Source organism: Bradyrhizobium sp. CIR18, from assembly GCF_014198295.1.
Classification (GTDB): Bacteria; Pseudomonadota; Alphaproteobacteria; order Rhizobiales; family Xanthobacteraceae; genus Bradyrhizobium.
In genome coordinates this window covers 165,045-183,757 of sequence record NZ_JACIHF010000003.1, presented here as the reverse complement: position 1 = coordinate 183,757, position 18,713 = coordinate 165,045, and the positions used below count along the sequence as shown (strand labels likewise).

Genomic DNA, 18,713 nt, shown 5'->3' with positions numbered 1-18,713 from the left:
CGCTTTTTCGGGATTTGGCGGGGGAGAGTCAAGGCATACTCCGCCTTCGTCCCGGGGCGCGAAGCGAGCCCGGGACGACAGCGGTTATTTGGGCGACAACCCCGCCAAAAACCCCGTCAGATCATCCGTGACGTGGTCGACATGGGCGGCATCCCGGCCTTCCAGTTCCCAATCCTCCCGCACCACCTCCTTCGTTCCGTCCGGCACCACCAGCACGGTGGTCATGCCGAGCTGGTGCGGGACGGTGAGGTTGCGGGCGAGGTCCTCGAACATGGCGGCGCGGGTCGGATCGACCGCGTGGTCGGCGAGGAATTTCTGATAGGTCTGCGCCGCCGGCTTCGGCTCGAACTGGGCGGCGATGATGTCGAACACGCCGTCGAAATGCGTTGCCAGGCCGAGACGCGCCAGCACCGCATCGACATGGTCGACCGAGCCATTGGTCAGGATCAGCTTGCGCCCCGTTAATTTTGCGATGGCCTCGCCGAGCGCAGGGTTCGGCTCCAGTGGCGAATGGTCGATCTTGTGGACGTAGGCGAGATAGTCGTCGGCGGACACGCCATGCAGGGTCATCATGCCGCGCATCGTGGTGCCGAAACGCAGGTAATAATCCTTCTGCAGTTTTCGCGCTTCCGTCGGCGTCACCTGCAGCCAGCTCGACACGAACTCGGTGATCCGCACATCGACCTGCTGCCACAGATTGACGTGATGCGGATACAGCGTGTTGTCGAGGTCGAATACCCAGGTGTCGACATGGGCAAAGGTGCGGGGTTGGTTCATATCAACTTTCTCAGCTCGTCGTCCCGGACAAGCGAAGCGCGATCCGGGACCCATCACCACAGGGAGTGGTTTGGCGAAGATTCGGGGTGACCAGCTTCGCGCCACAACCACTCCCTGTGGTTATGGGTCCCTGCATTCGCAGGGACGACAGCGGAGTTTGTGGCGCCGCGACCATCACAGCAACACCATCACGGCACCGCAAAGCGGAGCGTCTTGCCGCCGCTCGACATGTCCACCGCGCCAAATCCCGTCGCCCCGAAACCGCGCGCGCCGCAATCGGTCTGCTCAACGGTCTCGAACTTGGTCTCGCGTGTGCAGAGCTGCCTGTCGCCGCCCCAGTTCAGCGGCCGGTCCTTCAGCTTGACGGCGCGGTTGTCGGCGTCGACGGCCTCCGCGAAGCTGAAGATCTGCTTCGGCTGGCCGGACACGTCAGGATGCAGGCACGTCTTGGGATCGATGCGATACCAGCCGCGACTGGTCACGGACTTGCCGTCGTCGGTCGCGATCGCCGCCATCACCTTGTGCGGCGTATCGTTGCACCAGGTGAGGCCGGTCGCGGACGGCGTCTGCACCGCATCGACCATGGTCTTGAAGAAGTTTTGCGAGCCCACGATGTCCGAGGACAATCCGCGGCTCTTCAGGAACGCGGCCAGGGCTGCCTGCGTCTTCGGCCCGTCGACGCCGTCGATCGGCGCGGCGTCGTAGCCCGCAATGACCAACAGCCGCTGGATGCCGGCGAGGCGGGCCTGCTCGTCGTCATATTCGGAATCCTCGGCGAGATAGGCAATGAGGTTGCCGTCCGCGCTTTGCGTCGGGGTGACTTGCGTAAACGCGGCCTGGATCTGGCCAGTGCGGCATTGCCGGGCCGCAGCAATGACGAAATTGTCCTGCGCGACACAGAGCATGTCGCTGCCGTTCTGCGGGATCGGGGAGGCGCCATAGACACCGAGCGCGCGGGCATTGAGCAGGATGCGGTCGGCGGTCAGCGTGCCCTGCACGACCACGCGGCAGGCGGCGGGATCGACCCTGAACCAGCCGCGCGTCGCGGTCGCCGCCTTGTCGTCGATGCCGATCGCGGCCTCGACGACGTAGGACATGCGGTTGCAGATCTTCAGATCGGCGAAGGCCGGCACCGAGGAGAACAGGAACGAGACGGCCGCCGCCGGCAACGCCATCAGGAAGCGGGTCAGGGGCGAGCGGCGATTTCTCCGCTCTCTCCGCTCGTCATGGCCGGGCTTGTCCCGGCCATCCACGTTCTTGGCGCGGATCGAAAGATCGTGGATGGCCGGGACAAGCCCGGCCATGACGGTTTTCTTTGTCCGCTCGTCTCTCACTTGTGGATCAGTGTTCCCGTGCCCTGGTTGGTGAAGAGCTCGAGCAGCACGGCGTGCTGCATCTTGCCGTCGATGATGACGACGCCCTCGACGCCCTGCTCGAGCGCATAGATGCAGGTCTCGACCTTCGGGATCATGCCGCCGGAAATGGTGCCGTCGGCGATCAGCTTGCGGGCATCCTTCACCGACAATTGCGGGATCAGCTTCTTCGACTTGTCGAGCACGCCGGGCACGTCGGTGAGCAGCAACAGCCGCTTGGCCTTCAGCGCGCCGGCAACCGCACCGGCAAAAGTGTCGGCATTGATGTTCAGCGTCTGGCCTTCCTTCGAGGTTGCGAGCGGCGCCAGCACCGGGATCAGCTCGTAGCCGATCAGCTGGTTGAGCAGCGTGAGGTCGACCTTCTCGGGGTCGCCGACGAAGCCGAGATCGATTGCCTTCTCGATGTTCGAGCCCGGATCGATGATGGTGCGCGTCGTCTTCGACGCCTTCACCATGTTGCCGTCCTTGCCGGACAGCCCCACGGCCTTGCCGCCGGCCTCGTTGATGTAGCCGACGATCTGCTTGTTGACGGAGCCGGCGAGCACCATCTCGACGATCTCGATGGTCGCCGCATCGGTGATGCGCAGGCCGGCGGCGAATTCCGAGACGATGCCGAGACGCTTGAGCATGGTCGCGATCTGCGGCCCGCCGCCATGCACCACCACCGGATTGATCGCGGTCTGCTCCAGCAGCACGATGTCGCGGGCAAAATTCTTCGCGGTCTCCTCGTCGCCCATGGCATGGCCGCCATATTTGATGACGATGGTTTCCTCGTCATACTGCTGCATATGCGGCAGCGCTTCCGACAGGATGCGGGCCTGGTCGAGCGGGGAGATGTCGGTCATGTCGCGGATCTCGCTGGCGGGACTGGAGCGGCCTGCGTTCTATCCGATTGGCGGGCGTGGCGCAAAGTGTGGTGTTCGTTCTTACCCTCCCCTGGAGGGGGAGGGTCGATCGCGCGTAGCGCGAGCGGGGTGGGGTGATCTCTCCACACGGGCACTACTTCTATGGAGAGACTGTCACCCCACCCCGCTACGCATTTCGCTTCGCTGCATGCCTGGCGACCCTCCCCCTCCAGGGGAGGGTAAGAAGGCGTATCACTTCCTCGCCGCCACCGCCGCCGCACTCACCGCCAGCCAGCCCAAAATCATCACCGTCCCGCCCGTCGGCGCCGCCATCGGAAACAGTGAGTGTCCGGCAAATTGCCGCAAGGTGAGGTCGCCCGCGAACAGCATGGCGCCGATCACGAAGCCGAATGCGCCGATCAGGCCAATTCCGCCGTGCAGAAGGCCGCGCGCGAGCAAGGCGACAGCTGCAAGTATGGCAGTTGCATGAAACAGCAGCATCGCGCTGGCCGAGGCCAGCCGGCTCGCATCGCCGCCATGCGCCGAGGCGGCGGCCAGCGCGACGCCGGCGGCGCCCATCAAGCCGGCAAGCCCGATCAGCAGGCGCTGCGCCACCATCACGAGGCCCGCTCTTCCAGCAGCTTGGCCATCGCGGCGCGCAAGCTCTCCATGCCGGTCGAGCTGCGTGACGAGGTCGCGAGCACGTTCGGGAAGGCGGCCGGATGCTTGGCCAGCGCCGCCTCGCTCTCGGCGATGCGCGATTGCAGCTCGGAGGCCTTCACCTGGTCGGCCTTGGTCAGCACGATCTGGTAGCTGACCGCCGAGCGGTCGAGCGTCTTGAGGACCTCGAGGTCGACCTCCTTGAGGCCATGCCGCGCGTCGATCAGCACGTAGACGCGCGCAAGCGAGGCGCGTCCCAGCAGGAATTTGTGGATCAGCTCGGTCCAGGACGCGACCTGGCTCTTGGGCGCTTTGGCATAGCCGTAGCCGGGCATGTCGACCAGGCGCAGGTCGGTCTTGCCGGGCACCTCGAAGAAGATCAGCTCCTGGGTGCGTCCCGGCGTATGCGAGGTGCGCGCCAGCGCGTTGCGCCCCGTCAGCGCGTTGATCAGGCTCGACTTGCCGACATTGGAGCGCCCGGCAAAGGCGACTTCCAGCCCCGCCATCGGCGGCAGCGTCTGGATCGAGGGCGAGGCCCAGATGAACTGCCAGTCGCGTGCGAACAGCTTCCGCCCGGCCTCGATCAGCTTCGCATCTTTGTCGTCGGTCATGCGAAGCTCTTTGCTTCCTGTCATTCCGGGGCGATGCGAAGCATCGAGCTCTGGTGCGCTATTGCGCACTTGAGAATCTCGAGATTCCGGGTCTGGTGCTTCGCACCATCCCGGAATGACAGAGTGTGAGACTTACGTCGCCTTCTTCGCGAACGTCGCCTTGAGATTGTCGAAAAGCTCCACCTTCACCCCGTTGCGGCGCATGATGTAGCTCTGCTGGATCACCGAGAGCAGGTTGTTCCAGGCCCAGTAGATCACGAGGCCCGCGGGGAAGCCCGCCAGCATGAAGGTGAAGATCAGCGGCATCCAGTTGAAGATGATCTGCTGCGTCGGATCCGGCGGCGTCGGGTTCAGCTTCATCTGGAACCACATCGTGATGCCCATGATGATCGGCCAGATGCCGAGCGCGAGGTAATGGCCGAACACCGGGATCGTGGTCGGATCGAACGGGATCAGCCCGAACAGGTTGAAGAGGTTGGTCGGATCCGGCGCCGAGAGGTCCTTGATCCAGCCGTAGAACGGCGCGTGCCGCATCTCGATGGTGACGAACAGCACCTTGTAGAGCGAGAAGAACACGGGGATCTGGATCAGCACGGGAAGACAGCCGGCGACCGGATTGATCTTCTCCTTGCGGTAGATCTCCATCATCTCCTGCTGCTGCTTCACCTTGTCGTCGGGGTAGCGCTCCTTGAGCGCCTGAAGCTGCGGTTGAACCGACTTCATCTTCGCCATCGAGGCGTAGGACTTGTTCGCCAGCGGGAAGAACAGCAGCTTCACGATCACGGTCACGAGCAGGATCGAGATGCCGAAATTGCCGAAGAAGCGGTAGAAGAAGTCGAGGCCGAGGAACATCGGCTTGGTGATGAAGTAGAACCAGCCCCAGTCGATCAAGAGATCGAAATGGTTCAGCCCCAGCTCCTTGTTGTAGCCGCCGAGGCCGGCGAACGGGAATACGCCGACCACGCCGGCTTCCTTGGCGCCGGCGAACAGCCGCGCGTTCGCGGTCGCAGTGCCGCCGATCGCGACGGTGACGGGGTCGAGCAGGTAGTCGGTCTGGTAGGTGTGGACGTTGCCGGATGGGTTCGACGAGAAGCGCGCCTGCAACTGGGCATTGGTATCGGGCAGCAGCGCCGAGGCCCAGTACTTGTCAGTGATGCCGAGCCAGCCGTTGGTGACCTTGAAGTCCACCTTCTTGCTTTCGTCGATCTTCTTGTAGGCATATTCCTGCAGGCCCTGGTCGCCGAGATAGCCGATCAGGCCTTCATGCAGGATGTAGTAGCCGGAGACCTGCGGCGCACCGTGGCGCGAGATCAGCGCGAACGGATAGAGCGTAACCGGCGCATTGCCGACATTGCTCACCTCGTCCTTGATGGTGAAGAGATAATGGTCGTCGACTGCGATGGTGCGGCGGAAGGTGAGGCCATCGCCATTCTCCCATTTCAGCACCACCGGCGTCGTCGGCGTCAGGCTGCCGCTGCCGTCCTGCTGCCAGACGGTCTGGGCATCAGGCATCTTCGCCGTCACGCCCGTTGCCGCCACCCAGCCGAATTCGGCGTAATAGGGCTCCGCGGTGCCCGAGGGCGAATAGAGGATGATCGGCGGCGATTTCGGATCGACCGTTTCGCGGAATTGCACCAGCGCGATGTCGTCGATGCGGCCGCCCTTCAGCGCGATGCTGCCGGCAATCCGCGGCGTGTCGATCTTCACGCGCGGGCTGGCTGCAATGGCGGCCTCGCGCGCCACCACGGGCTGGGCCTGCTGGTTCGCGCCCGGCGTTGCCGGCTGAGCGGCGTTGCCCGGCTGCTGCGGCGCCGCGCCCGGCGTCGCGGAGGCCGACGGCTGCGGCGTGGTCTTCTGGAGCTCGGCCTGCGTCTGCTGCTGGGCGCGCTGCTTCTCCATCTGCGGAACATTGTAGAAATATTGCCAGGCGATCAGGACGAGGCCCGACAGAATGACGGCGAGGATGGTATTGCGATTGTCGGTCATCTCTGGGGTCTCGTCATCAATCCGGTTTGCGGCTGGCAGCAGGAGCGGGGCTGGGCCCGGTACGGTCAGTCCTCGGGCTGCGTCCCTTCGCAGGTCCCTTGGCCGTATGCCGCGCCGGCTTCGTGAACGCCATGCGCAGATCGTCGAGCATGGTGGCGAAGTCGCGCGAGAGCGCGCCGCTTCGTCCGACCAGGACATAATCATGATGGGGCTGCATCGACACCGGATCGAGCCGCTTCACCAGTTCGCGAAGCCGGCGCCGGATACGATTGCGCGCGGGGGCGTTGCCGTTCTTTTTGGTAACGGTGAAGCCAATCCGGATCGGGCCGCCGTCATCGCGGGGGCGGCTTTGCAGGACGAACGCGGGACTGTTCACCCGCGCGCCATTGGCAACGGCGAGGAAATCCGCCCGCTGCCTCAGCCGATCCATGATGAAATCCCGGAAAAGGGGGTCCGGCTCAGGCGCTCAGACGCTTGCGGCCGCGGGCGCGGCGGGCGGCGAGAACCTTGCGGCCGCCGGCAGTGGCGAGACGAGCACGGAAGCCGTGACGGCGCTTGCGCACCAGTTTGCTGGGTTGATAAGTCCGCTTCACGGGTTTTTCTCCGCTGACCGGGCAATTTGCCTGTAGAATTGAAGGTAAAGTCCGGAAGATGCGGCCCAAAACGAGCCGTTTCCGGCCCCAAGAGAGCCGCTCCCGGTGTCGCACCGGGTCATCGCGGACAATTTGCGCGGCTTATAAGGGAGTGCCTTCTTTTCGTCAACGCCGCACAAGCGCACGATTCCGGTGAATATCGCTGTTTGTGCGGGGTTTTTAACCCTTGAGGTGGCGACTCGCGATATCAGCGCTTACATCCCACCTTGGCAGATTAGCGATCCGTAATTTGACCGGACCGGGGTCGGGTCGCATCTTCATACCGCCAATCCTTTACCGGCCAAAGGCAGCGAGGGCGACTTTCGTGGCAGCGACAGACCTCCAGCCGATCCAGGATCAGGATCAGCCGGACCAGCCGGCGATGCGCCCCCGTGGGACGCGCGGCCTCGGGCTGTCAGGCAAGCTGTTGTTGCTCACCGTTCCCCTGGTGATGATCGCGGCCAGCCTGCTCTATGTGCCCGCCATCGCCAACTTCTGGGTCAATCGGCTGAACGACCGCGTCGCCGCCGCCAACACCGCGGCGCTGGTGCTCGATGCGGCTCCGCTCGGCATGGTTCCTGATTCGCTGTCGCGGCAGATCCTGAAGAGCATCAATGCCCGCGCCGTCGCCATCAAGATGGGCCAGCAGCGCCGGCTGCTCGCCAGCGACAACATTCCGGCCGCCATCGAGCATGACATCGACCTGCGCGACATGACGGCATGGGAGGCGATCACCGGCTCGTTCCGGATGATGCTGGAGACCGGCAATCAGGCCATCCGCATCGTCGGGCCCGGCGTCGGCAATGCCCAGTTCATCGAGATCGTCACCGACGAGCTGCCGCTGCGGCAGCAGATGTACCGGTTCTCCCGCAACGTCGTGGTGGTCGCGCTGATCATCGCCGCGCTGACCGCGGGCCTCGTCTATCTCGCGCTTCATTATCTCTTCGTGCGCCCGATGCGGCGGCTGACCGCGAGCCTGGTCGGCTTCCACGAGAACCCCGAAAGCTCAGCGGGGATCATCGTGCCGAGCCAGCGCAGCGACGAGATCGGAGTCGCCGAGCGCGAATTGTCGGACATGCAGCGCGATTTGATGTCGATGCTGCATCAGAAGAGCCGGCTCGCCGCCCTTGGCCTCGCCGTGTCCAAGATCAACCACGATCTGCGCAATCTTCTGGCCTCGGCCCAGCTGCTGTCGGACCAGCTCGCCAGCGTGCCGGATCCGCGGGTGCAGCGCTTTGCGCCAAAGCTGGTGCGCTCGCTTGAGCGCGCCATCGCCTTCTGCCAGTCGACGCTGTCCTACGGCCGCGCCCAGGAGGCCGCACCGGACCGGCGCATGATCCTGATCGAGCCTGTCGTGCTGGAGGTGCGCGAGACCGCGGGCCTCGCCTCCGACGCCTCGATCGCCTGGGTCGCCGCGATCGATCGCGGGCTTGCGGTCGATGCCGATCCCGATCAGCTGTTCCGGGTGCTGCTCAACCTCGTCCGCAACGCCGCCCAGGCGCTGGAAAGTCACGCCTCCGGCGAGGGCGGGGTGCAGCAGATCCGGATCACGGGAAAACGCGAGGGCGCGGTCGCAATTCTCGAGGTTTCCGATACCGGCCCCGGTGTCCCCCCGAAGACCCGGGAGCACCTGTTCGAGGCGTTCCAGACCTCCGGCCGCCCCGGCGGCAGCGGCCTTGGCCTCGCCATCGCCGCCGAGCTGGTCCGCGCCCATGGCGGCGATATCCACCTGGTCGAAGGCACCATCGGCGCCACTTTCCGCATCGTCATTCCCGACCGCCCCGTCGAGCTCCTCTCCATCCGCAACGAGCGGCAGAGGGCCTAGTCGGCCAGAGGCCTATAATCTCCCGTCATTCCGGGGCTCGCGTAGCGAGAACCCTCCCGAGCTTTGGCGCAAGATTTCGGGTTCGACGCTGCGCATCGCCCCGGAATGACATCCAAACCGTCATTTCCCTGCAAAATCTCCCCATCCCGGACCTTGCCAATCGGGGCAAGAGCGGTTAGTCAGAGCGCTCTTTCGCACCCCCTCCGGCTTTGCCGGGGGCTGCCTGCGGGCCAAGCCCGCGCTGTTTGCGAAAAACGCGCCCGTAGCTCAGCTGGATAGAGCATCAGACTACGAATCTGAGGGTCGGACGTTCGAATCGTTCCGGGCGCGCCATTCTTCGCCGAAAGGTCAGGACCTAGCAGCATCTGGTCGCCAGACGGGCCCGAGACCGGATGGCGACGCCGTGTGAGGAGCGGAATGAAGATATCGCAGGCGTTCAAGTTCGAGGCGGCGCATCGGCTGCCGAACGTGCCCGAGACCCATCGATGCCGCCGGCTGCATGGTCATTCCTATCGGGTCGAGGTCCAGTTGGACGGGCCGGTCGACCCGCATACCGGCTTCGTCGCGGATTTCTTCGACATCGAAAAAAGCTTCGCCGACATCCTGGGCGCGCTGGATCACCACTGCCTGAACGAGGTCGAAGGCCTCGAGAACCCGACCGCCGAGAATATCGCGATCTGGATCTGGGACCAGTTGAAGCCGAGCCTTCGACAGCTGTCGGCGGTCCGGGTCTATGAAACGGCGGACTGCTGGGCCGAATATAACGGGCAGTAGCGATGGCCCTGCGCTGATCCGGCGCGGGCCGTCCTTGGCTCGGCTGGATAGAGCATCAAACGACGGATCTGAGGGGCGGACGTTCGAATTGTTCCGGACGCGCCCTTTCGATAGTAAGTACGTCCCATGCGTACCATCGATCGCCTGTTCTCCTGCCTCGTTCTGTTCCTTGCAATCGCAGCCGTCCCCGCGCTTCCCGCGCGCGCGGCCGAAACCTGCCCGTTCATCAGCGCCAAGGATCTCGCCGCCGCGATGCCGGCGCTCAAATGGTCGCTGATTTCAAATCAGGACGGCCGTGGCTGCATCTACCAGGCCGGGCGCGGCGACACGATGATGCTCTCCGTGTTCCGCAACCCGGACAAGGACCGCGCCAGGGAATTGTACGCGACCTTCGTCAAGACGCTTGGCGAGCGCATGCCGCTTAACGCAGTCGCGGGGATCGGCGACGAAGGCCAGGGCGGAACGAGCGCGGCCGGCGCAGAGCGCCAGGAGGCCTCGGTCGTCGCCTTGTCCGGCGATTACATTCTGCAGATCACCGTCTATCCGGTCGGCCGGCGTGCCGACGACGCGCTGCTCGAGCCGGTCACCGAAGCCGCGCGCGTGGCCATCGCCAGCGTGAGCAAGAGCAGCGAGCGGTTCGGCAATTGCGAGTGGCTCACGGCCGCGGATGCCGACGGCTTTCTCGACAAGAGCACGCTGACGGTCCAGCGCACCGGCGCGGGCAGCTGCATGATGTTCGATCGCGACGCCAACACCATGATCGTCGCGGTGATCGCGACCTCGCGCGACACCGCCATCGGCATGATGAAGCGCGCAGGTCCCTGCAAGCACGCGGCGATCCCCGAGCTTGGCAGCGAGGCGTTCGGTGAGCATTCCTGCACCAAGGGCAACGGCAACGCCGTCACCATCTATGTCTGGAAGAACGGCAGGCAGGCTTCGATCGTGTTTGCCCCGGTCAAGCCGCATCCGGAATCCGGCTCGGTCGAGCGCCTGAAGGCGGTCGCCGGGCGGGTCTATGGGAAATTGTAGCGGCGCAATTCCACGCCAGAGCATGCTGGCGTATCCAGAGGCCTCGAGAGCGCTCTCTGAAATGCCGCGAGCCTACTCTGTGCCCTTCGTCGCTGGCGGGTGGAACGTGGCGCCGAAAGTCCATTCTGTCGTGAAGGATGCGCACGATTTCGATCGTGCTGTCCGCCGCGGCCCGATACATCAGGAAATGGCTTCCGCGACGGCCGTGCCGCGCCACGTGAAGCGTGCGAAGGTCTGCCATGATCTCGTCCCGCGGCCTGGAGCCCGCAACATTGGGACCGTCGGCAAGCTCGCCCATCGCCTGAACAAGGGTGTCGCGATAGCTTCGAGATTGTCGCGCGCCAAAATTCTCTGTGGTCCACCTGAGGATGTTGGCGAAATCGACCTCTGCGGCTGCGCCGAGACGAACGCGCCATCTCGGCCCGGCCATGACGGCTCTATTCGGCGGTTCGGGAGATGATCTTCTCCGAGAGATCGTTCAAATAAGTTTGCAGGTCCTCGATACTTCCGAATTCCTTGAAGTCTCCCTGGTCCAATGCCCCGACACCGGCGCGCGCCGCGGCCCGCAGGGCTTTCAGCTTGCCTGCATCCTCCGCCTCGCGTTGCTCCACGAGCCGCAACCCGTCGCGCAGCACCTCACTGGCATTCTGGTAGCGGCCAGACTTGACGAGGGTCTCAAGGAGCTCTTCCTGACGCTCAGTCAGCACGACGTTTCGGGTGGGCATCGGCATTTCCCTGTTGCTCAAAGCCAGGCAACCTATGGCATATCATGCCATAGGCGTGTGATCTCCTCAACCCAGCACCTCCTTGCACTTTGCCGCAAACGCGTTGAGGTACGCGCCGAGTTCGCTGGCCAGCGCAACGGACCGCTCGACATTTTGCAGGCTCATGTTGAGGGCGTAGACCGGAAGCCCGGCCAGCACGATGGGCGTGGCAACGGCGAGAACGCCGGGTTGCCACGACACTGCGCAATAACCGTTGCGTTCGACTGAGCGTATCGATGCCCTGACGTCCGCAAGCAGCGCCTTCGTGGCCGCCGCGCTGCGCCGCTTGAACTGCTTCAGCAATCGCTCGCGCTCGGCCTCGGCAATGCCGGCCAGATAAGCGCGCCCGAGCGACGTCAACTCCATCGGGACCTGCTGACCCGCGACGACGTTCCGCAGTGCCGCTCGGGGGCTGTAGCGGATCGACTCCAGGTAAACCATCATGGCTCGATCCGCCGTCGCGAGGCCCACGTTGAGCCGGCGCTTGGCCGATTCGGCCCGCATTATCGGTCCGATCGCGTTGAGCACCGGTGATCCCGTCCGCATCGCGTGACCGATGCTGATGACGGACGCGGCAAGCCGGTAGGTCCGCTTCGCGCGAACTTCGTCGAGCATCCCGGAGTTGACCAGCGTTCGTGTCAGCCGGCTGACCGTCGATCGCGGCAGTCCTGTTCGCTCCGCAATCTCGCCGTTGCCCAGCGTGTCGACGCCGGGCCGGAACGCCCGGAGGATCTCGATGCCCCGTTCGAGCGACCGGTTGCCGTCAACCCCGCCCGCATATGTGCGCACCTGCGCCACATCCAGCCTCCGTCCAGCGTTTCCACTAAGTGAAATTAGGGGGATGTTCCGGCGGGCGCAAGCCGCTATCAGCACCGGCAAGAAGAATGCCCGGCCGTGCTGGGGCTCAACGAGGAAACGGCACCGCCTGAAATCGGCATTCGACATCCGCAATGCGTCGCGGCGATCGATCCGACTCCAACCAAGGAGCTTGCCATGTCCTATCAGCTCATCGAATTTTCAGTCGCGGCGGGTGTCGCGACGATTGCATTCAACCGGCCGGACCGGCGCAACGCCATGAGCGACGACATGCGCGCCGAGTTCGTTGCTGCGCTCGAAACCGTGGCTCGGGACAAAGCGATCAAGGCTCTGGTGCTGACGGGGCGCGGCAGTGCGTTCTGCGCCGGCGGCGACATCAGCGGAATGAAGCGCCGGCTCGAGGCGCCGCAGGGCGAAGTCGCATTCAACGGATGGAGCCGTCAGCAGGGCGTGCATCACGTGCAGTCGTTCCTGCTCGGGCTGCCGAAACCGACGATCGCCGCCGTCAACGGCGCCGCGGCGGGTCTCGGCGCGGACACTGCGCTCGCCTGCGACTTGGTCATGGCAACGGAGCGATCGAAATTCACCTGGTCCTACATCAAGCGCGGTTTGATCCCCGACGGCGGCGGCCTGTATTTCCTGCCGCGCCGGGTGGGGCTTCCCAAGGCCAAGGAGCTGATCTTCACCGGACGCGTCGTCGAGGCCGACGAAGCGCTCGCGCTCGGCATCGTCGATCGCAAGGTGGCCTCGAGCGAGCTCCTGCCGGCCGCGCAGGCCTGGGCGGCCGAACTGGCTCAAGGCTCTCCCACCGCGCTGGCGCTGGGCAAGAAGATCCTGAACGAGACGTTCGAGCATTCCGCCAACGACATCTTCAGTCTCGGCAGCCAGGCGCAGGCCATCTGCTACACCAGCGCGGAGCATCGCGACGCGGTGACCGCGTTCCTTGCGCAATCCGCGTCGAAGGATTGAGCCATGGATGCGATCGAACGCCTGATCCGGCCCCGCAGCGTCGCCATCATCGGCGCTTCCGCGGACCCGAGTAAGACGTCGGGGCGGCCGGTGTCCTATCTCCGGAAGCATGGCTTTGCGGGCGCGATCTATCCCGTCAATCCGAAGGTCGCAAGCATCGGCGGTCTGACTTGCTACCCCGACATCGCCTCGCTGCCCGATGTGCCTGACGTCGGCCTTGTCCTGCTCGGTGCCGAGCGCGCGCACGTCGCGGTGCGCGAATTGTCCGAGCGGGGGGCCGCCGCGGCGATCGTTCTTGCCAGTGGCTTCACTGAAACAGGGGCGGAAGGCGCCGAGCGGCAGAAGCAGCTCATGCAGGCCGCCGGCTCCATGCGGATCCTCGGGCCGAACACGATCGGCCTCGTCAATCTCACCGACAATATCGTGCTGTCGGCGTCGGGCGCGCTGGCGATGGATGACTTCCCGGCGGGGTCCATCGGATTGATCTCGCAAAGCGGGGGCATTCTCGGCGCCTTGCTGTCGCGCGCCGCGGCGCGCGGGGTCGGTCTGTCCAAGCTGGTGTCGACCAGCAACGAGGCCGATCTCGACCTCGCCGATTTCATCGATTTTCTCGCCGACGACAGCGCAACCAAGGTCATCGCGCTCTATGTCGAGGCGATCCGCAAACCGGCTCGCTTTCGCGAGTCGGTTTTGAAAGCGCGCCGCGCCGGCAAACCCATCGTGGCCTTCAAGATCGGTCGATCGGAAGCGGGCGCACTGGCGGCGGTCTCGCACACCGGCGCGCTGGCCGGCTCCGATCGCATGTATGACGCCTTGTTCAGGCAAGTCGGCGTGATCCGCGCCAAAACGTTCGAAGACCTGCTCGATATTCCCGCAGCCCTTGGTGCGGGACGGAAGCTGTCAGGCCGGCGTGTTGCGATCCTCACCTCGACCGGCGGCGCCGGCACGATCGTATCAGACAGTCTCGGCGTCGCCGGCTTTGTGACACCCGCCCCCGATGCTGAGACGGCCGCGCAATTGCGCGCGCTGCAGTCGGGACCGCAAGCCAACCTCGATCGCAACCCGATCGATGTGACCCTCGCCGGCCTGCAGCCGGATCTGCTGCGCGCCGCCATCCGCATCCTGCTCGCAAGTCCCTCCTACGATGCGCTGGTCGTCATTGCCGGCTCGTCGGCCGTGGGATCGCCGAGCCTGATGGCCGATGCCATCCACGACTGCCTGCCGCTGAGCGACAAGCCCGTCATTGCCTATGTGAGCCCCTACGCGCCCGAGGTGGTTTCCGTCCTCACCCGCCGAGGCGTCCCCGCTTACACATCCGCTGAGAGCTGCACGGCTGCGCTCAACGGGCTCTTGCGGGCCGCAATGCCGGAGCAGGTCCAGACCTCCGGTGCGATCGAGACGATGGTCGACATCGGCGACTTCCCGGCAGGATCGCTGGATGAGGCTCAAGCCAAGGCGTTGTTCGCCCGCTTTGGTGTTCCGGTCGTGGCAGAGAAAGTGGTCGCAACGGCGAGCGAAGCGGAACAGGCCGCACGAGACTTCGGCGGCCGGGTCGTGCTCAAAATTCTCTCTCGCGAGATCGCGCACAAGAGCGATGTCGGCGGCGTCGCGGTCAACCTGACTGCCGAGACGATCGGCGGCCGCCTGACGGCGATGGCAGACGAGGTCGAGGCCAGGGTCGGGACGCGGCCCGACCAATTCCTGGTTCAGGAGATGGTTTCCGATGGCGTCGAGATCATTCTCGGAATGCATCGCGATCCTCTGGGAACGGCCATCCTCCTCGGAATGGGCGGCGTCACGGCCGAACTGTTCAAGGACACGACGATGCGCCTGCTGCCACCGGACGGCAGCCTTGGCCAGGCCGAGGCCCTTGCGATGGTGCGTGATCTCGTCACCTGGCCGTTGCTGGACGGCTTTCGGGGCCGGCCGAAATGCGATGTCGAAGCGCTCGCAGAAGCGGTCGTCGCTTTCTCGCGCATGGTTGCGCAGCTCGGTGATCGCCTCGTCGAGGCCGAAATCAATCCGGTCTTCGTGCTGCCGGCGGGCCGGGGCGTGAAGGCGGCAGACGGATTGGTTGTTCTCAATGTCTGAACAAGATCGGATGGAGCTTCTTATGGCCAATGGCGAAATCATCAATCATGATCGCGCGCGCGGAAAGGGTGTCGTCGTGCGGCGCCGGCGAGGTCTCGTCGTGCTCGCCTGTGCTGTCGTCTCGGGGCTCGGACTGATGCCGGCGCGCGCCGAATATCCCGACAAGATCATCAAGATCGTGGTGCCCTTCGCAGCCGGCGGCGGGACCGACATCATGGCGCGAACGACGGCGCAGGAGATCCAGACGGATCTCGGCAAGTCCGTCATCATCGAGAACAAGCCGGGCGCCGGGACCATCATCGGGACCCAGACGGTGGCGACCAGCGAGCCCGACGGCTATTCGCTCCTGATGGCGACCTTCGCGCACGCGGTCAATCCGAGCCTGTACAAAAAGCTGCCGTTCGATCCGCACAAGGATTTCGCGGCGGTCTCGCTGATCGCGCGATCCTTCAATATCGTCGTCGTCAACCCGGCCTCCAAGATCAACTCGATCTCCGATTTGATCGCAGAAGCCAAGGCCAATCCGGGCAAGCTCAATTTCGGGACATTCGGCACCGGCACCTCGGCCCATCTCGCCGGCGAGCTGTTCAATGCGATGGCCAAGGTCAAGATGACGGCGGTGCCATACAAGGGTGCGGCGCCCGCGATCAGCGATCTGTTGGGCGGCCAGATCGACGTGATGTTCACCACCGTGGCAAGCGCGGCCTCGCTGGTGGCTGCAGGCCAGCTCCGGGCGCTGGCTGTCACGTCCGCCGAACGTTCGGCGGCATTTCCGCAATTGCCTGCTGTCGCCGAGGCCGGAGTGCCCGGCTATGCCGCCGAATCCTGGTACGGATTGTACGCTCCGGCCAAGACGCCCGCTCCGGTGATTGCGCGTCTCAATCAGGCAATCGCAAAGGCGGTTCAGTCCGGCGCTTTCAAGAAGCTGGAGGCCAACGAAGGCCTCATCATGGTCGGCGGCGCTCCGGAACAGTTCGATCGCTATGTCGGGCAGGAGGAGGAACGCTGGCGCAAGTTGGTCAAGGACGCCAACATCGAGGTGCAATAGGACAGCAGGAGGGCGCCTGCGCATTGCGAAACATTGCGCAAGCACGCTCCGCTCCTATCTGTCCTCACCAGAGTGTTCTGCTCGATCGGATGACAGCCCTCATTCGGAGACGGCGAGAACGGTCAGCCCCCTGGTGCGCTTGTCCGGCGTCTCGAACTCGATCCGCTGCCCTACCGAGAGGCCAATCAGGGCCGCTCCAACGGGCGTCAGGATCGAGACCCGGTTGAGTTCGATGTTCGCCTCGTGCGGATAGACCAGCACGATCTCCCGGCTCGCACCTGTCCCGTCATCGCGATAGGTTACTTTGGAGCCCATCCTGACCACGCCGCGCAAATCGTTCTCTGCGGCGACCGACGCGCGCTCCAGTTCGCGCGCCAGAAACTGGGCGACACGAGGGAATAGATCCATGGTCGAATTCGCCAGCGAGCTGAGACGCCGCGATTCGTCTTCAGTGATCTTGATCGGCGGCAACGCCGGCTGGTCTCGCCGAATCTCGGTTTCGAAGTTGTGCATTTGATGTCTCCTATGCTGCCGTTGGTCCGGGATCGTCATCGATCGGCTTGCGCCGATGAGCCCGGAAGAGCGGAACGACGTTGGGGCTTGATTGGGTCACGTTCTGAACCCTGACGACGTTCAGGCAGCCGGCGAGGATGTATGGCATTTGGTCGCCGACCTGCAGGCCGATCAAGGCTGCCCCCAAAGGTGTCAGAACCGAAATGCGGGCGGGATCCGACCCACACTCCTCGGGCCAGACCAATTGCACGACGCGACGCGGAACGCCCCAATTCGTGCAATAGGTGACCCATGATCCAACGGTCACCCGCGAACGGAGATCGTCCCAATCGTTCGGTACGATGTCAGCGCGGTTGATCTCACTGATGAGAAATATCCCGTCCAAATCGCCTTTTTGGGCGGCAAGGCGGGCAAGCTGTTCGAGTCGCGGATAGTCCGATGCGGTGAGCGCGATTCTTGGAAGAGGCAGCACGGCACACTCCTTCTGCTTCAAGACGACCTCTCAGGGCGAGGTCACGAAAGCTGGAAAAGAGCCCGGACGGTGCAAGCACCGTCCGGCTAACCGCCTGCTTGGAGGCGGCCGGCGTGAAGACCGAAGCGCGCGGTGCGCGCATCTATGTCGACGACATATGCCATGACATTCTGACTATAGTGATTCATTTCGCCAGCAACATTGCGGCTAAACCGCACAGTCGCGAGCGATCGAATCGCTGCAACGGCCATAATTCGACGGTGATATGAGCTTCAGTTTTGACACTGGCCTTTCACCGCAGCCCCTGCTCGTCGATCAGGATGCGGTGGATCTCGATGCGCTCCGGCAGCTCGATTAGGAATTCCGCGTCGCGCGCGAGATGATGGACCTTGGTCGGCTCGCCCTTGGTGAAGGCCGTCATGGCATTGATGTCCGCCCAATAGGAAATGGTCGTGAACCACGTCTCCTCGTCGCGGTCCTCGCGCAATTGCTGCACACCGAGCGCGGTCTTGAGCAGCGGCGCCCTCGGACTGCAGATAGGCTTGGTAGGCATCGGCGAGATCGCGGCGGGTGCGACCGCGCCAGATGCGAGCGATGGTCGGCTTGGTCGGCATGGTGGACTCCTTCCGGGCGAAACGCCGTGCTTCGCAGTCCCGTTCCATGCGCCTCCCTGTCGCTGCCGGCGGCGGAACCTGTGCCGGCTGCTGACGGTCCCGTCTCGGAATTCCCCATCATTGATCTGAAGCAATGATGATCCCGACCACCAATGCTAGAACGACTCGCAAGTCGCGACTCAGGGCTCCCCAGCCGGTCGCGACCATCGCAGCGCGTGTTGGAATCTGAGGGCTCAATGGGACGACTACTGAATATCGTGACGCCGCTGCATACGGCGACGAAGCGCGACTACATGGGCCGCATGAACGACGACAAGATCGGCTGCTCGCTGAAAGCGCGGGAGTACGAGGCTGATTATTGGGATGGCGACCGCCGCTTCGGCTATGGCGGCTATCGCTTCATCGAGGGGCGCTGGGCGCCGGTCGCCAAGGCGCTGATCGAGACCTATGGCCTGAAGGACGGCTCCAGCGTGCTCGACGTCGGCTGCGGCAAGGGCTTCCTGCTGTACGAGATGCAGAAGATCCTGCCGGGCTTGAAGGTCGTCGGCTTCGATATTTCCAAGCACGGCCTCGAAAATGCGCACGAGCAGGTGAAGCCGTACCTCTTCAATTACCGTGCCCAGGACATCTATCCCTATGGCGACGACAGTTTCGATCTCGTCATCTCGCTCGGCACGCTGCACAATCTCCGGCTCTATGAGCTCGAAGCGGCGCTCAAGGAGGTCGAGCGGGTCGGCAAGAACAAATACGTCATGGTCGAGGGCTACCGGAACGTCGCCGAGTTGCACAATCTCGAATGCTGGGCGCTGACGGCGGAGTCCATCCTGCACACGTCAGAATGGATCTGGCTCTACGGCAAGCTCGGTTACACCGGCGATTACGAATTCATCTATTTCGAGTGATCGGGCGCGCCT

The 18,713-nt window shown here is 64.2% G+C and carries 20 protein-coding genes, 1 tRNA gene and 1 pseudogene; 8 read left to right on the top strand and 14 right to left on the bottom strand.

Features of this window, described 5'->3' with window-relative positions:
• Positions 1-84: 84 nt before the first annotated feature.
• From GGD65_RS13830 to rpmH, 8 genes are all read right to left on the bottom strand, one after another.
• Positions 85-777: a pyrimidine 5'-nucleotidase gene (locus GGD65_RS13830; protein ID WP_092251787.1), complete on the bottom strand. Its 693-nt coding sequence runs from the start codon at positions 775-777 to the stop codon at positions 85-87.
• A gap of 188 nt (positions 778-965) precedes the next feature.
• Positions 966-1,952: a DUF1036 domain-containing protein gene (locus GGD65_RS13825; protein ID WP_183235848.1), complete on the bottom strand. Its 987-nt coding sequence runs from the start codon at positions 1,950-1,952 to the stop codon at positions 966-968.
• A gap of 155 nt (positions 1,953-2,107) precedes the next feature.
• A complete protein-coding gene (gene argB / locus GGD65_RS13820; protein ID WP_018320775.1) occupies positions 2,108-2,995 on the bottom strand; it encodes an acetylglutamate kinase in 888 nt (295 codons plus the stop codon).
• Positions 2,996-3,247: 252 nt separating this feature from the next.
• Positions 3,248-3,613 carry a DUF423 domain-containing protein gene (locus GGD65_RS13815; protein WP_177236889.1) on the bottom strand — a complete coding sequence of 122 codons (366 nt, stop codon included), beginning with the start codon at positions 3,611-3,613 and terminating at the stop codon, positions 3,248-3,250.
• Entirely contained in the window at positions 3,613-4,266 is a 654-nt protein-coding gene (yihA, locus tag GGD65_RS13810; RefSeq protein WP_183235615.1) for a ribosome biogenesis GTP-binding protein YihA/YsxC, read from the bottom strand. The genes GGD65_RS13815 and yihA overlap by 1 nt, the downstream gene beginning before the upstream one ends.
• A gap of 132 nt (positions 4,267-4,398) precedes the next feature.
• Positions 4,399-6,252, bottom strand: coding sequence for a membrane protein insertase YidC (gene yidC, locus GGD65_RS13805; protein ID WP_018321164.1), 1,854 nt, complete (start codon positions 6,250-6,252; stop codon positions 4,399-4,401).
• A gap of 16 nt (positions 6,253-6,268) precedes the next feature.
• Entirely contained in the window at positions 6,269-6,682 is a 414-nt protein-coding gene (rnpA, locus tag GGD65_RS13800) for a ribonuclease P protein component (protein WP_183235614.1), read from the bottom strand.
• A gap of 28 nt (positions 6,683-6,710) precedes the next feature.
• Positions 6,711-6,845, bottom strand: a complete 135-nt coding sequence (gene rpmH / locus GGD65_RS13795; protein WP_008542748.1) for a 50S ribosomal protein L34 — start codon at positions 6,843-6,845, stop codon at positions 6,711-6,713.
• 364 nt (positions 6,846-7,209) lie between these two features.
• On the opposite strand from rpmH, the gene GGD65_RS13790 reads away from it, so the two are divergent.
• The 4 genes from GGD65_RS13790 to GGD65_RS13775 all read left to right on the top strand — a co-directional run bounded on the left by GGD65_RS13790 (position 7,210) and on the right by GGD65_RS13775 (position 10,512).
• A complete protein-coding gene (locus tag GGD65_RS13790) occupies positions 7,210-8,709 on the top strand; it encodes a HAMP domain-containing sensor histidine kinase (protein WP_092251795.1) in 1,500 nt (499 codons plus the stop codon).
• Positions 8,710-8,965: 256 nt separating this feature from the next.
• A tRNA-Arg gene (locus GGD65_RS13785) sits at positions 8,966-9,042 on the top strand.
• An 84-nt stretch (positions 9,043-9,126) separates the two neighbouring features.
• Positions 9,127-9,483 carry a 6-carboxytetrahydropterin synthase QueD gene (gene queD / locus GGD65_RS13780; protein ID WP_183235613.1) on the top strand — a complete coding sequence of 119 codons (357 nt, stop codon included), beginning with the start codon at positions 9,127-9,129 and terminating at the stop codon, positions 9,481-9,483.
• A 126-nt stretch (positions 9,484-9,609) separates the two neighbouring features.
• Complete coding sequence (locus GGD65_RS13775) at positions 9,610-10,512, top strand: hypothetical protein (RefSeq protein WP_183235612.1); 903 nt, start codon at positions 9,610-9,612, stop codon at positions 10,510-10,512.
• Here the strand turns inward: GGD65_RS13775 and GGD65_RS13770 are convergent.
• The 3 genes from GGD65_RS13770 to GGD65_RS13760 form a co-directional block, all read right to left on the bottom strand.
• On the bottom strand, positions 10,439-10,942 hold the full coding sequence (locus GGD65_RS13770; RefSeq protein WP_246783280.1) for a type II toxin-antitoxin system RelE/ParE family toxin: 504 nt from the start codon (positions 10,940-10,942) through the stop codon (positions 10,439-10,441). The two genes, GGD65_RS13775 and GGD65_RS13770, sit on opposite strands and share 74 nt — an antisense overlap.
• Positions 10,943-10,949: 7 nt before the next feature.
• The gene (locus GGD65_RS13765; RefSeq protein ID WP_179738220.1) at positions 10,950-11,237 is read right to left on the bottom strand and encodes a type II toxin-antitoxin system ParD family antitoxin; all 288 of its coding nucleotides are present in this window, start codon (positions 11,235-11,237) and stop codon (positions 10,950-10,952) included.
• A 66-nt stretch (positions 11,238-11,303) separates the two neighbouring features.
• On the bottom strand, positions 11,304-12,074 hold the full coding sequence (locus GGD65_RS13760) for an IclR family transcriptional regulator (RefSeq protein ID WP_183235611.1): 771 nt from the start codon (positions 12,072-12,074) through the stop codon (positions 11,304-11,306).
• 195 nt (positions 12,075-12,269) lie between these two features.
• On the opposite strand from GGD65_RS13760, the gene GGD65_RS13755 reads away from it, so the two are divergent.
• From GGD65_RS13755 to GGD65_RS13745, 3 genes are read left to right on the top strand one after another with little or no spacing between them, the layout of a single operon-like run.
• The gene (locus GGD65_RS13755) at positions 12,270-13,061 is read left to right on the top strand and encodes an enoyl-CoA hydratase/isomerase family protein (protein ID WP_183235610.1); all 792 of its coding nucleotides are present in this window, start codon (positions 12,270-12,272) and stop codon (positions 13,059-13,061) included.
• A gap of 3 nt (positions 13,062-13,064) precedes the next feature.
• The gene (locus GGD65_RS13750) at positions 13,065-15,152 is read left to right on the top strand and encodes an acetate--CoA ligase family protein (protein WP_183235609.1); all 2,088 of its coding nucleotides are present in this window, start codon (positions 13,065-13,067) and stop codon (positions 15,150-15,152) included.
• A gap of 22 nt (positions 15,153-15,174) precedes the next feature.
• A complete protein-coding gene (locus GGD65_RS13745) occupies positions 15,175-16,200 on the top strand; it encodes a tripartite tricarboxylate transporter substrate binding protein (RefSeq protein WP_183235608.1) in 1,026 nt (341 codons plus the stop codon).
• A 99-nt stretch (positions 16,201-16,299) separates the two neighbouring features.
• Here GGD65_RS13745 and rnk read toward each other — a convergent pair whose 3' ends face one another.
• The 3 genes and pseudogenes from rnk to GGD65_RS13730 form a co-directional block, all read right to left on the bottom strand.
• A complete protein-coding gene (gene rnk / locus GGD65_RS13740; protein WP_018321175.1) occupies positions 16,300-16,713 on the bottom strand; it encodes a nucleoside diphosphate kinase regulator in 414 nt (137 codons plus the stop codon).
• A gap of 10 nt (positions 16,714-16,723) precedes the next feature.
• Complete coding sequence (locus GGD65_RS13735; RefSeq protein WP_018321176.1) at positions 16,724-17,206, bottom strand: GreA/GreB family elongation factor; 483 nt, start codon at positions 17,204-17,206, stop codon at positions 16,724-16,726.
• A 271-nt stretch (positions 17,207-17,477) separates the two neighbouring features.
• Positions 17,478-17,799, bottom strand: a pseudogene (locus tag GGD65_RS13730) (hypothetical protein).
• 236 nt (positions 17,800-18,035) lie between these two features.
• Between GGD65_RS13730 and GGD65_RS13725 the strand changes: the two are divergent.
• On the top strand, positions 18,036-18,701 hold the full coding sequence (locus GGD65_RS13725) for a class I SAM-dependent methyltransferase (protein WP_177236872.1): 666 nt from the start codon (positions 18,036-18,038) through the stop codon (positions 18,699-18,701).
• Positions 18,702-18,713: the final 12 nt, after the last annotated feature.

Excerpts from the sequence above, each read along its gene's own strand:
- GGD65_RS13830 (WP_092251787.1), bottom strand. The coding sequence starts at position 777 with ATGAACCAACCCCGCACCTTTGCCCATGTCGACACCTGGGTATTCGAC.
- GGD65_RS13825 (WP_183235848.1), bottom strand. The coding sequence starts at position 1,952 with ATGGCGTTGCCGGCGGCGGCCGTCTCGTTCCTGTTCTCCTCGGTGCCG.
- argB (WP_018320775.1), bottom strand. The coding sequence starts at position 2,995 with ATGACCGACATCTCCCCGCTCGACCAGGCCCGCATCCTGTCGGAAGCG.
- GGD65_RS13815 (WP_177236889.1), bottom strand. The coding sequence starts at position 3,613 with ATGGTGGCGCAGCGCCTGCTGATCGGGCTTGCCGGCTTGATGGGCGCC.
- yihA (WP_183235615.1), bottom strand. The coding sequence starts at position 4,266 with ATGACCGACGACAAAGATGCGAAGCTGATCGAGGCCGGGCGGAAGCTG.
- yidC (WP_018321164.1), bottom strand. The coding sequence starts at position 6,252 with ATGACCGACAATCGCAATACCATCCTCGCCGTCATTCTGTCGGGCCTC.
- rnpA (WP_183235614.1), bottom strand. The coding sequence starts at position 6,682 with ATGGATCGGCTGAGGCAGCGGGCGGATTTCCTCGCCGTTGCCAATGGC.
- queD (WP_183235613.1), top strand. The coding sequence starts at position 9,127 with ATGAAGATATCGCAGGCGTTCAAGTTCGAGGCGGCGCATCGGCTGCCG.
- GGD65_RS13775 (WP_183235612.1), top strand. The coding sequence starts at position 9,610 with ATGCGTACCATCGATCGCCTGTTCTCCTGCCTCGTTCTGTTCCTTGCA.
- GGD65_RS13770 (WP_246783280.1), bottom strand. The coding sequence starts at position 10,942 with ATGGCCGGGCCGAGATGGCGCGTTCGTCTCGGCGCAGCCGCAGAGGTC.
- GGD65_RS13765 (WP_179738220.1), bottom strand. The coding sequence starts at position 11,237 with ATGCCCACCCGAAACGTCGTGCTGACTGAGCGTCAGGAAGAGCTCCTT.
- GGD65_RS13755 (WP_183235610.1), top strand. The coding sequence starts at position 12,270 with ATGTCCTATCAGCTCATCGAATTTTCAGTCGCGGCGGGTGTCGCGACG.
- GGD65_RS13750 (WP_183235609.1), top strand. The coding sequence starts at position 13,065 with ATGGATGCGATCGAACGCCTGATCCGGCCCCGCAGCGTCGCCATCATC.
- GGD65_RS13745 (WP_183235608.1), top strand. The coding sequence starts at position 15,175 with ATGGCCAATGGCGAAATCATCAATCATGATCGCGCGCGCGGAAAGGGT.
- rnk (WP_018321175.1), bottom strand. The coding sequence starts at position 16,713 with ATGCACAACTTCGAAACCGAGATTCGGCGAGACCAGCCGGCGTTGCCG.
- GGD65_RS13725 (WP_177236872.1), top strand. The coding sequence starts at position 18,036 with ATGGGACGACTACTGAATATCGTGACGCCGCTGCATACGGCGACGAAG.